Consider the following 12,370-nt stretch of genomic DNA (forward strand, 5'->3'; position numbering starts at 1 on the left):
CATGGCACAGACGCCCAGTTTCGTCTTCTGTTTTCCAGTTTCCGGATGTTGCGTGGAAGTCCTCAGGCCTGAACCTGTTTCCTGAAAACTTTCCGGCGCCACTGGATCAACCGATAGACCAGCGAAGATGCCAGCTTCTGCCAGCGCGAATGCGGCGTAAAACCGATCGTCTTGAAAATCATCGCCGTCACGCGGTCGATATGTTTGGGCTGATAGAAGCCCATCGCCTTGGACATATAGGCCGCGATGCAGCGCTGATGGTCATAGGCCATACCCGGCGGCTCATTGGTCGTGTGATAGGCCGAGGCGAGTTCGTCGTCCTCGCTCTCCGTCACACGGCCCAGCGCAATGCGCGTCCGTGCCCATACGCCAAGCTTTTCGCGCTTCAGATACCGGTGCATGTGATCGTAGAACAGCTTGAAATGCCGGTATTCGTCGGCTGCGATCTGCTTGCAGATGGCCTTGAGCAATGGCTCGTCCGTTGCGTCGGCCAGTGCGGTATAAAAGGATGACGTGCCGGTTTCGACCATACATCGCGCAATCAGTTCGCCTGTGCGGGAGCCGCGGATTGAGGCATCCACATCGGCGTCGATCTTGTACGATGCGCGATAGCGGTCGAATGCCTTTTCATAGTTCCAGGACGGATCGGCCAGCATGGCCCAGCGGCCAAGCGCATCGCCGTGCTGAACTTCCTCGACGGCCCAGTTCGCAGCAGCCGCACTGAAATCCGGGTCTCCCACGAAAACGCGACGCAGATATTCGGCATAATCGAGACCATTCTTTTCCACCACGGAAGCAGCCTTCACGAGGGGGATAATCTCGGGGTCCACGCGGGACGGATCAAAGGAGTTCCAGTCCATCTGATCGATATGCCAGTGTTTCATTCTGCAACCTCGTCCGTTTTCCGGCTCACCAATAGTGACGATCAGATGACACGGTGGGACAATTTTGGGTAGGTGTGATGCAGCAACCCTTGGAGATTGATCCGTGACGGCCACCCATACGCCCCACCCAGACGTCCGCCACGACTGGACCCGCGACGAAGTCGAAGCCCTTATCAGCCTGCCTTTCCCCGAGCTGATGTACCGCGCACAAACCCTGCACCGCCGCTACTTCGACCCCACAAAAGTGCAGATTTCCACGCTTCTTTCGATCAAGACGGGCGGCTGCCCTGAAGACTGCGCCTATTGTCCACAGAGCGCGCTTCACGAAAAAAGCGTCAAAGCCGAGCGCCTGATGGCCGTGGAATCCGTCCTGAAGGAAGCGCGCGCTGCCAAGAAAGCCGGTGCGGGCCGATTCTGTATGGGCGCGGCCTGGCGCACGCCGAAGGATCATGACCTCGACACCGTCTGCGAGATGATCGAAGGCGTGAAGTCGCTGGGGCTGGAAACCTGCGTGACGCTCGGCATGCTCGACGCGCAGCAGACGGAGCGCCTGAAGACGGCGGGGCTGGATTACTACAACCATAACCTCGACACGTCCGAAGAGTTCTACGGCTCCATCATTTCCACCCGCACCTACCAGGAGCGTCTCGACACGCTTTCGAACGTGCGCGACGCAGGCATCAATGTCTGCTGTGGCGGAATCGTGGGCATGGGCGAAGACCTGTCCGACCGTGCCGGTCTGTTGATGACGCTCGCCAACCTGCCCAAACACCCCGAGAGCGTGCCCATCAACCTGCTCGTCCGCGTTGAGGGTACGCCGCTGGGCGAGGCCGAGGCCGTCGATCCCATCACCTTCGTCCGCATCATTGCCACGGCCCGTATCATGATGCCGGAAAGCCATGTCCGCCTTGCCGCAGGGCGCGAAAACATGACCGACGAAGCCCATGCCCTGTGCTTCCTCGCAGGTGCGAATTCGATCTTCTGTGGCGAGAAGCTCCTGACCACGCCAAACCCGGCAGAACATCGCGACCGCCAGCTTCTCTCCGCCCTCGGAATGTCTCCGATGGTGCAGTCTGAAGCCGAAATGGGCACGATGCGTCCTGCCGTCGCGGAAGAAGCCGTCTGCGAGATGGCCGCGTCCTGAATCTCAGGTCGACCGCTATGGGGAAGCGTTCGAAAGGGCGCTTCCCCTTTTTTATGCTTGGCGTGCGGTCGCTTCTTCCCTAAACCCACGCCCTTTGCCCATACCGGAAGAAAGCAGAACCGATGACGACGCCCGGACACAACCAGACCAAAATCCGCGTCGGCATTGATTTCGGCACCACCAACAGCGTGGTCGTGATTGCGGATGAAAACGGCAATACCCACCCTGCCCGCTTTGTCTTCACGGATCACGCCACCAGCGAAACCTGCCGCACGCTGCTCTGCCTGTGGATGGATCAGGACGGCCGCCGCCGCGTCATGAAAGACGCGATCGGGCTGGACGCCATCGAGGCCTATCTGGACGACCCGGCCGAAAGTCGCCTGATCATGTCCATGAAGACCTATCTCGCGCAGGGGTCTTTTCGTGAGACGCGGGTTTTCAGCAGCGTCATGACGCTCGAAGCCCTGATCGCACGCTTTCTGACGTCTCTCATGGACAAGGCCGGACTGAACCCGTCTGATGTGAGCGCCACGATCGGTCGCCCCGTGCGATTTGCGGGTGAGCTGGCCGATGATTCGCTCGGTGTGGACCGTCTGCGGGAAAGTTTTCTGGAAGCGGGTTTTCCCGAACCCAATATTGTTCTTGAACCCGAAGGCGCGGGCTGGCGCTTCATGCAGCGCCTCGACCGCCCAGCAACTGTTCTGGTCGGCGATTTTGGCGGCGGCACCAGCGATTTCTCGATCATGCGCTTTGATCCGCAGGCCCGTCAGCGTGTCACGACGCTGGGTCATTCGGGTGTGGGCATCGCGGGCGACCAGTTCGACTACCGCATCATCAGCCATGCCGTCGCCCCGGCGCTAGGCCGGGATGCGACCTATCGCGTCATGGGTGGACAGCCCCTGCCCGTACCGGCGGAATGGTTCGCAAGCCTCGGCCGCTGGCATCGGCTGTCGCTGATGCGGACTCCCCAGACGCTGCGGGACATTGCGGATGTCGCCAAAACGTCGTCAGAGCCAGAGAAACTCCGCAGCCTGCTGCGCTTGATCGAGGATCAGGAAGGCCAGAATCTTTATCGTGCGGTTGGACAGGCCAAGAGCGATCTGTCGCGTCAGGACAGCACTGTTCTGCGCTTCATCCATCGGGATCTGAAAATCGAAGAAACCATCACCCGCGCGGATTTTGAAAGCTGGATTGCCCCTGATCTGAGCCGTCTGGACGACGCGATCGAAGACGCCATGCGTCAGACTGGTCTGGGGCCGAGTGATATTGACCGGGTCTTCCTGACAGGGGGCACATCTTTCGTCCCGGCAGTCCGCAACCTGTTCGACCAGCGCTTCGGGGCAGAGCGCGTGGATGGCGGGTCAGAGTTTGTATCGGTTGCCGAAGGGTTGGCCTTGATTGAACGTGAGCGCCATCTGGCCTGAACCGACACCTATACAATCAAAATCACCATACCATTCAGGACGATACAAAAAACGATTACTTAAAGAACACTATATTGTACTTTTTTATTTAGTGAAGAAGGTTCCGGATTATGTGATTGGGAATTTTCTTCAATAAGGATTTTATCTTTCCTTGGAGAACCAGAAACGCACCGTAGGAATCCCTAAGCGTTCTGCTTTTACAGACCAGATTTACAGTCATGCATCATGCAAGCCATGATCGCAGGAAAGAACAGCAGACATGTCTCGCCCGCGTTTTTTGAAAATATTCCTGCAGATCAACATCCTTTCAGTATTCAGTACCCTTCCCCTGACCGCTTATGCACAGGACACGGCGCCAGTTCTTCAACAGAGCGCGCGTCAGCCAACAGTCCGGCTGCTGCCCTCAACCTCGCCCGGGATTTCACATCCAGCCAGCGCGGCGCAGCATAAGCATCCCCCTGCCCCTTCCGCCGACCATCTGGGCGCGATTTTTGATACGGAGAGCATTTCCTCGCTCCTGAACCGCAACAATGACGCCCTGCGCCGCAGCGATCTGACAGCCGGTTATTATGTGCCAGCCGAAGCCTTCGGCCATCTCGTCCCCCAGCTTTCGCCTTATCGAAACTGGTTGTCGGAACGCGGCTTCAGCTTTGAGTTCTCCTACAAGGGAGAAGCCATGGCGAATGTTGGCGGCGGCATCAGCAAGGGTATGTCCTACGCCCACGAACTGACCTTCAACACGCGCTGGGATCTCGGACGACTGCTCGGGCTGGATGGCTGGATTCTACATGCCGTGATGATGGAACGTGCAGGCCGTCAGATCTCCTACGACCATGTCGGGGAGCATCGCATCCTGCTGAGCGAAGTCTACAGCCTTTCGGGCCATGCAGCCGCGCATCTGGCGGATATCTATGTTGAGAAGTCGTTCTTCAACAATCGCGTCAACATCAATATCGGTCGTATCACGCTGACGCATACCTATGCGACGTCTGTGCTGCTCTGCACCTTCATGGTGCAGTGTTCCGCCCCTCCTGCGATCAAGGCAGACGAAGGCTGGAGCGTCTATCCGAAAGCCACATGGGGTGGAACGCTGCGAATCAAGCCTACCCGCGACCTCACGCTACGCACCGGCGTCTACAAAGTCGGCCCACTGACGGAAAATCCGAGCGGCTGGGCCTGGGGCAGTGAAACCTCCACGGGAGTCATGCTTCCCGTCGAACTGACCTGGGAGCCCTTTATCGGTAAAGACAATCTACCGGGCCATTACAAACTCGGCTTCGGCCACGATACGTCCCCTTACGCCGACCGCCTGGGAACGATCCCGGCGATGTTCGCGCATGACGTTTTCCATGATGCCAACAAACCCCGGGATACGTTCTACATCGAGGCCGACCAGATGGTTTATCGCAAAGGTGGTCAGCACCAGATGGCGGGTGGATACATTCTTGCGGGCTATGTCCATAATACGCCCAGCGTCTCGACATTTTCCGATCAGGTCTATGTCGGCGCATCACTTCTGGGCATCATTCCGCGCAGACCGTTCGACCGTTTCGGCGTGATGTATTCTTACTATCAGATGAGTCCCGCCATTACGCTCGGGCAGCGCCTGAGACAGCTTGCAGGCATGTCCATGGGGGCTTTCGTCAACGGCCCACAGACCCATTCCGCCATTCTGGAAGCGTATTACGGTATTCCCATCCACCCCGGCCTCGTGGTGCAGCCTGAGTTCGAATACATGATGCGCCCCGGCGAAACGTCCATCATTCCGAATGCAACGCTGATCGGTCTCAAGGTTCTTGGAAACCTTTAAGACAAAATCACAGGTAAGCGATCCGTTATTTGTGAGTTAACAGCATTGTTATTCTTCAACACTGACATTACCCGTTCGTGATTGGAGTATAAATATTTATTTACATACCCTGGACACAGATAAGGACACCTGACAAAGGATTTTCCGAATGAAAACCATGTTCGCTTCTTTTCTGGTTCTTGGACTTCTGGGCGGAACCGCACTCGCACAGGATCCGAAAGTCGAAAACGCGGTGGCCAGCGCCTCTTCAGACGCGAAGGCCCCTGTCACGCAGGTCGCGGACACAAAGAATAGCGAGACCTGCACTCAGGTCTGGGTCAACACGGTGACCCATGTCTATCATGTACCGGGCAGCTTCTGGTACGGCGCGACCGCGCATGGAACCTATATGTGCGAAGACGACGCCAAGCGGGCGGGGAATACACGCGGCCAGTTCTGAGCCTGTCAGGGGGTTTTTGCAGCCCCCGCTTGTTTTGCTTCCACCTCCCGGCTGGCACTTTCCTGTTGTCGCAGGGCTTCCGCCTGACGTGAATGTCCCGCGGCCTCCGCAGCTTCCGCTGCCAGAGTGAGCGCCTGGCGCATTCCGCGATAATCCAGAGCATCACGGCGGTTTTTCACGACTGAAAGCGCCTCCTTGGAAGCGAGTTCGGACTGCCCCTGTAACAGATACAGACGGGCCAGAAGTTCCTGCCGGTCAGTCGCAGCCCCATTGTCATGGAAGGTCGCCAGATCGTTAACACGCTGCGTCAGAGCAGCAGACTGCTTCTGATCTGCGGCAATCAGGCCAGACAGATAAAGCGCTCTCTCGCGGATGCCGATATCGGGGGATTGCAGCGCGCGCTGTACGGCCTGCGACGCGAACACCGTATCATGCAGCCTGTACAGGGCAGCCGCGCGGATCACCGCCAGATCAGACGTGTCGGAGACATTGCGCAGGCTCAGCGCGGTCTCGGTTTCGCCGAGACTCTGAAGAGCCTTCTGAGGCTTGTCCTGCGCCAGAAGCACCGTCGCAAGATTGAACCCGGCTTCATGAATGGCGACTGCATCGTCCCGCATCAGCGCCCGATCCATGGCCGTTCGATACTGCGCCTCAGCCTGAGACGCCTGACCGATCCCATAAACGGCTTTGCCCGTATCCATGGCATCTTCATAGGACTGATCGGGCTTGGCCCCCTTCGTTGCAGTTGAGGACGAACAGCCGCCCAACGTCAGAACGACCAAAGCCGTGCAGGCCAGAAAACCGTACCTCATGGCCGCACCGCCTCAGCCGGAAGACGACGGGAAGGCTCCTGTTTTGCACCTCCGCCTCCCAGCAGCCACAACCCCCGGAGCTGATCGGTCAGCTTCCGTAGACTGCTCGCACTTGCTTCGGCCTGCGCAAGCAGGGCCGGAAGCTGAGCCGTAGCGGTGTTGGCATGGCTGATGGTCTGCTGGATCTGGGGTATGCTCTGACGCAGACCCGCAGTCGCGGCCCGCGCGTTGTCCATCGTTCCGTCAGCCTTGGTCATAATCCCCCCGACCTGTTTTTCAATGGGCCGTAGATCCGCAATGACGGCATCAAGATGCGCCAGAGCCGCATTGGCCTTGTCCAGAACGTCATCCTTCACCAGCAGACCGCCGATCGTGCCCTGTCCTTTGCGCATATCGGTCATCATGTCGTTCACCTGCGCCGTGATGAGCTGGACGTTATTCATCGCCGGCACCAGCTTGCTGCGTAGATCCATAACGGTCTGGGTAATCACATCCGCCGGGTTTGCCTCTACCGTGGCCTGAAGGACCGCATAGTCCCAGTCCAGCGGTTTGCCCTTGCCGCGCCCCAGTTCGATATAACTCGCACCAGCCACGATCAGGCGATGGCGAATGACGGCCGTACTGTCCTGACGGATGAAGTTTGCGAATTGCGGGTCCAGATCCCCTTCCGCATACATCCGCCCCGTTTCATTGAGCTTGAGGCGCCGTATTTCACCGGCATGGACGCCCATGACCTCGATATCGTTGCCGATCGCAAGCCCCGCCACGCCGCTTTCGGGCAGAATGAAATGCAGTTTCTTTTCCGGGGTCAGCCACTGACGCAGGAATCCGGCCTCCACGACCGCAACCGCGAATATGACTATCGCGGCAAGGACAAGCAGTCCGACCCATTCATCCGCATAGCGGTTCTGAAAGAGCGGGCGGGCGGTCTCGGTCTGGCGCAGGCGGAACATCAGGAACCTCGCATCGAAAACAGTCCATCATCGTACAGTCTCAGGCGGATCGTGGCATCGGACGCATAATCCCCCCACCCGCTTTCATCCGGAGCCATCCACACCACCGCGCAGCCCCGGTCCCGCAGATCGGTCACAAGAGACAGGAACGCATTCATCAGGCTGGCGGAAGCCCCTTCCATCGGGTGTTCCAGCAGCAGGAGCGCCGGTTCCCCCAGCATGGCCCGCACACAGGCCGCGCGCTGCCGGTCCATCGCTGACAGACGTCCCGGTGGCACCACCGGCAAACCCGGCAGACCCAGCGTAACCGCCAGATGCACGGCCTGTGCCTGAAGTTTTTCAATCGGCGTGCGCGTGTGATGAAGCTGCGGCCACAGGATGTTCATATGCGTCCCATACAGGTCCACCCAGCCTCCCGTAACCACGATCCGTCCGATCCGCCCTCGCAAGGCGTTGGCACGTCGCTCGTCCAGATCGGCCCAATCCATGCCCATGCAACGCACATGGCCGTCATCAAGCGGAATAAGGCCCACGCACATATCGGCGAACAGCGCCGCCTGCCCCATGTCCCGACACTCGATCAGCGCGCACTCTCCAGGATTGAGACGCAGATTATAGCGGCTCGACACCAGCCCGCTCTCATCAAACCGCGGACGCGCATCCACCAGTTCGAGCCGGGCTTCCAGCGCATCGGACAGGACGTCGTCGTTTTCAGCCATCGAAGCACACGCTGAACACGACATTGATGATCATGATCGACAGCATTCCCCGCGCAAACCCGCGCGGCAGCATGCTCGCCAGATCGTCTTCGGTCGTCACATCCATGCCCGAGAGGCACGAACAGACACCCACCGCGTAGCCGCTGAAAACGAACTTGGCCGGTATGACGAAATAGTCGATCGGCTTTACGCTCCCCGCGACCTGATCCATGAACGCCCAGATCGGCATCGTGATCGCATCTTCCACACGACAGACTGCATAACCCACGACAAGCGCCGTCAGGCTGAAGATGATGCCTAGCGTAAAGCCGCTGATCGTCATGGCGAGACTGCGCGGCACGAGAAACGAAATGAAGGGATCGACCCCCATCCCGGTCATGGCGCGCATCTGGCCGCCGGTCGTGAGGGTTCCAAGTTCGGTCAGCATCAGCATTCCCGAACGTCCTAGCAGGATCACACCCACCAGAACCGGCGCGATTTCACGCACCAGAACCGTTGACAGGATGGAACCCGTCATCTGCGCCATGCCTGCAAAGCCGAGCCAGTAGACGGTCTGCGCCACGATCCCGAACCCTGTCAGCGCGGCGGTCACGAGCGTACTCAGCAACCCTCCGCCCACCGCCTGATGCAGGGATGCCCAGAATTCGATCCGTACCGTCCGCCGCCATGTCGTCAGGCGGGTCGCTTCGCGCATGATGCCCCATCCGGCCCCGATCATCATCAGCGTAAAACGCATCTGCGTGCGGGAAAAATATCCCAGATGGACCAGCATGGTCCGGACCATCGTAATCCGGTCGAGGTTGCGCAGACCTTTCATCGGCGGCCAGCCAAAACGAAGCTGCGGGTAATGCCGCTATTGGGAAGATAGAACATCCCCCGTGCCCGGAAGAGGAAATGCTCCCGCAGGATCAGATAGGCCTGTTCGGACACCTGAATCGTCCCGGCATCCGGTGCGCTTCCGGTCAGGAGTTCGGCCCCGTTGAGCGCATCGCCCCAGATGTTGAAGACGGAAGGAGCCTCTCCCAGTTCGGAGGCCATGACAGATCCCACATCCATTCCGATCCGGAACACAGGGTCGAGATCTGCCGCCGCCAGAGACGACAGGCAGGCTTCACGGATCGACACCGCCGCATCCGCAAGACGCACGGCGGCTGACGGGTCCGGCGTCTGCGAGCAGCCACCCACGAGAACGAGCCTGTTGCTCACCACCTGAACAGAGAACAGTCCGCTGTCGCGGGCGATCTTCTGGATTTCCAGACTGAGCGTGCGGATGACGGTCATGGCGCGCGTGATGCTGTCACGATCCGGCGCGTAAGGGTCCACGAAGGAAATGACCATGACCGGAACCTGCGGGTAGAACCCTGCCGCAACCGGCTCTCCCGCTGTGGGCGACGGCTCCAGCAGAAAGCCTTCGCCAAAGCGCGTCTCGTATTTCTCCGCCGCGACCGCAAATCCGGACGTGCCGTCGCCCGCAGCATCGAACGGCTTGGCAAAGCGCAGAGCAACAACCGATCCCACGATGGCAATGATATGCTCCATCGTTTCGACCTGCCCCGGATCTTCCAGAACGACGGCGCCAACCGTCCGGTGAGCATTGCGGACCGGCTGGAACAGCAGCGTGCTGGCACCCACAGCCCGCATGATGACGCGCTGGAAGTTCTGCGTCCGCTCGTCCTGCGAGGCATCCGCGATCGAGAGTGTATGTCCTTCGTCCAGAGCCTCGAACAGCTTGCCGTTTTCACGACGGCTGATCTCAACGCCCGTACTGTGAACATCGCGCGACGGATCGAACGCATCCTCACACAACAGGCGGTCGCCATCGGGCAACAGTCGCCACAGGCTGGCGCGACGCGCGCTGGTTCGTGCTGTCAGCGCTTCGGTCAGGATCGGCACTTCATGGGCGGGATCGAACAAGTCGGGCGTGCTGGCAATTTCGAGCAGCGAAGCATTTTCTGCCCGGATCTGGTCCCGTCCGCGTAGGATCCGCTTTCGCAGCCGCTCAACATGCCGCCCCTGCGCCACCAGCGCGAACGCCAGAACGGACGCCAGCATGACGATCAGGAGCGAAAACCCGATATTCTGTCGCCGCGCCGTCTGTGCGAAATCGGCAAAATCGCTTTCAGGCGCATTCAGCAGCAGAACCCACTGCCGGTGTACGAAGGGCAGTTCGGAGGCAATCGTAACGTAATTCTTCCCCCGGGCCCGCACCGTCCCTGTTCCGGGCCCCTCGATGCGATACCGGTTGAGCGCCTGCGTGAAGACAGGCTGCGTCTTGGGATCGAGAAAGACATTTCCCGGATCGAAAGTTTTCGGGTCCTGTCCGGGAGCCATATTATGACCGGCAATTATCTGGCCGTGCATGTTCACGATTACGGCCTGACCACTGCGTCCGACCTGAAGTTTATTGAGAAACGACGTCAGCTGGTTCAGCGAAACATTGATCGCAAACACCGATTTATGCCCGTCATGCCCATCATAGGCGAGAGACGCCGTGATGATGAACTGGCGCGTTGACACGAAGGCATAAGGATCGGTCCAGTGGAGCTGACGGCCCGGATCGTTCTGATGCTTGATGGCCTTCGCGAACCACGGACGCACCACGACATTATAGCCGTCAGCCGGGTCCGCCGCTTCTCCCGTAATATTGCCATCACGATCTGTATAAACGTGATGATAGACCTGCTTGCCATCGTCGGTCTGGAAATGGGTTTGCTCGAAACCATCCTTTCCATGCCGCGTGATCATCCAGAACTGTCCCTGATCGTTCGCGATATAGAAGCTGTCCACCTGAGGCGCGTGGGCCAGAATGGAGCGTCCGTAGAGCATGAACGTCGTGGGGGTGGCGTTGGTCAGCGGATCGCGGAACATGTCCCGCGCGATCATGGCGCCGACAGAGGCCGGGGCCAGATAGTCGCTTACTTCCTGCGTCACATAGCGCTGCTGGCTGCGCAGAAGATCGTTGGACAGCGCAATCGCGCCTCTGCGGGTTGTCTGGTAATTGTGAAGACTGATGCCCGTGATCGCGGCGATGACCAGCAGAACACCCACGAACGGCCCCAGAATCTGAAAGATCCGACGACGGTCGCTGGCGGGGCTCTGTGTAGGGTCCACGATCTCTGCGGCTGACAACGTGTTTTCTCTCCGGACAGGCACGGGGTCGCGGAACAGGGCCATACTGCCGCGATAGGTTAATATCCTCCGAGTATTGCGAGACTGCAACCCGCCGTCACGGACTGAAACAACACTGCGTTTGAAAATACTCCCATGTTCCCGAACTGGCGGTTTGCAGGGTTCCTCGTTATGGTCAGACGTTTTTCCGGCAGGATGGTTTTGCTGGACGCTGTCGGAATTGCGGTCTCTCCCATGAATCAACATCTTTCCCACCGCGCCGTCCTGTCCTTCACAGGTGCGGACCGGACCAGCTTTCTTCAGGGCCTCATTACGAATGATGCCCTGAATCTCGCGCCCGCGACCTCTGTCTGGAGCGCGCTTCTGACGCCGCAGGGCCGCTGGCTGAGCGAATTTTTCCTGTATGACGCATCCGACTGTATCCTGATGGATTGCGCGGCAGAGCATGCCGACATGCTCGTCAAACGCCTCTCCCGTTTCCGCCTTCGCGCGGATGTGCAGATCGAAAAAACAGACCTGCGCGTCATCACTGGCGCAGAAAGCCGACCCGTTCCACCCGATACGATCACACATGCCCCGGACCCACGCTATGATGGCGCGGGCTGGCGGGCCATCGTGACCGGAACCGGGGAAGGTGGTGAGACGCCTGAAGAATTTCTGGAACGCCGCCTCACGCTGGGCCTGCCAGACGTCATGGATTTCGAAAGCGAGCAGACACTGGCTCTGGAAGCCGACATGGACCTTCTGAATGGCGTCTCATGGAAAAAAGGCTGCTACATGGGGCAGGAACTGACCGCCCGCACCCATTACCGCGGCCTTGCCAAACGTCGCCTGTTGCCCGTTGTCCTGTCGGACGGAACGTTTTCCGATGAAGGCGGCATCATCATCGCGGGAGAGCGCGAGGTTGGAGACATCCGTTCCCGCAGCGGCAACCGGGCGCTTGCAATGCTGCGACGGGACGCATGGTCTTCCCCCGAACTGACCTGCAATGGACAACCGCTTTCTGTCGTCTGGCCCGCCTGGTTCCCACCGGAAATGCGTTGAGGAGATGTGTTC

General features: G+C 59.2%; 11 protein-coding genes. 5 read left to right on the forward strand and 6 right to left on the reverse strand.

Going from position 1 to position 12,370, the window contains the following annotated elements; genetic code table 11:
- Positions 1-62: 62 nt before the first annotated feature.
- Positions 63-884: an acyl-ACP desaturase gene (locus tag JK213_RS00470; protein ID WP_099285091.1), complete on the reverse strand. Its 822-nt coding sequence runs from the start codon at positions 882-884 to the stop codon at positions 63-65.
- 103 nt (positions 885-987) lie between these two features.
- On the opposite strand from JK213_RS00470, the gene bioB reads away from it, so the two are divergent.
- The 4 genes from bioB to JK213_RS00490 all read left to right on the forward strand — a co-directional run bounded on the left by bioB (position 988) and on the right by JK213_RS00490 (position 5,701).
- Positions 988-2,028, forward strand: coding sequence for a biotin synthase BioB (bioB, locus tag JK213_RS00475; RefSeq protein WP_194261410.1), 1,041 nt, complete (start codon positions 988-990; stop codon positions 2,026-2,028).
- Between the two features lie 122 nt (positions 2,029-2,150).
- The gene (locus JK213_RS00480) at positions 2,151-3,452 is read left to right on the forward strand and encodes an Hsp70 family protein (protein ID WP_194261411.1); all 1,302 of its coding nucleotides are present in this window, start codon (positions 2,151-2,153) and stop codon (positions 3,450-3,452) included.
- A 259-nt stretch (positions 3,453-3,711) separates the two neighbouring features.
- Complete coding sequence (locus JK213_RS00485; protein WP_228125336.1) at positions 3,712-5,262, forward strand: carbohydrate porin; 1,551 nt, start codon at positions 3,712-3,714, stop codon at positions 5,260-5,262.
- A 148-nt stretch (positions 5,263-5,410) separates the two neighbouring features.
- Complete coding sequence (locus JK213_RS00490) at positions 5,411-5,701, forward strand: hypothetical protein (RefSeq protein ID WP_194261412.1); 291 nt, start codon at positions 5,411-5,413, stop codon at positions 5,699-5,701.
- A gap of 5 nt (positions 5,702-5,706) precedes the next feature.
- Here JK213_RS00490 and JK213_RS00495 read toward each other — a convergent pair whose 3' ends face one another.
- The 5 genes from JK213_RS00495 to JK213_RS00515 are packed head-to-tail and all read right to left on the reverse strand — an operon-like array spanning position 5,707 to position 11,314.
- Positions 5,707-6,513 (reverse strand): hypothetical protein, encoded by an 807-nt coding sequence (locus tag JK213_RS00495; RefSeq protein WP_194261413.1) that lies wholly within the window; start codon positions 6,511-6,513, stop codon positions 5,707-5,709.
- Positions 6,510-7,466 carry an MlaD family protein gene (locus JK213_RS00500; RefSeq protein WP_211571251.1) on the reverse strand — a complete coding sequence of 319 codons (957 nt, stop codon included), beginning with the start codon at positions 7,464-7,466 and terminating at the stop codon, positions 6,510-6,512. Before JK213_RS00500 ends, JK213_RS00495 begins: the two co-directional genes overlap by 4 nt.
- The gene (locus JK213_RS00505) at positions 7,466-8,185 is read right to left on the reverse strand and encodes an ABC transporter ATP-binding protein (RefSeq protein WP_194261415.1); all 720 of its coding nucleotides are present in this window, start codon (positions 8,183-8,185) and stop codon (positions 7,466-7,468) included. The genes JK213_RS00500 and JK213_RS00505 overlap by 1 nt, the downstream gene beginning before the upstream one ends.
- Positions 8,178-9,002, reverse strand: coding sequence for an ABC transporter permease (locus JK213_RS00510; protein ID WP_099285103.1), 825 nt, complete (start codon positions 9,000-9,002; stop codon positions 8,178-8,180). Before JK213_RS00510 ends, JK213_RS00505 begins: the two co-directional genes overlap by 8 nt.
- Positions 8,999-11,314, reverse strand: coding sequence for a cache domain-containing protein (locus JK213_RS00515; protein WP_194261416.1), 2,316 nt, complete (start codon positions 11,312-11,314; stop codon positions 8,999-9,001). The genes JK213_RS00510 and JK213_RS00515 overlap by 4 nt, the downstream gene beginning before the upstream one ends.
- A 234-nt stretch (positions 11,315-11,548) precedes the next feature.
- On the opposite strand from JK213_RS00515, the gene JK213_RS00520 reads away from it, so the two are divergent.
- Positions 11,549-12,358, forward strand: coding sequence for a folate-binding protein YgfZ (locus JK213_RS00520; RefSeq protein ID WP_194261417.1), 810 nt, complete (start codon positions 11,549-11,551; stop codon positions 12,356-12,358).
- Positions 12,359-12,370 lie beyond the last annotated feature (12 nt).

The sequence above is a fragment of the Gluconobacter sp. Dm-44 genome, from assembly GCF_018256175.1.
GTDB classification, from domain to species: domain Bacteria; phylum Pseudomonadota; class Alphaproteobacteria; order Acetobacterales; family Acetobacteraceae; genus Gluconobacter; species Gluconobacter cadivus.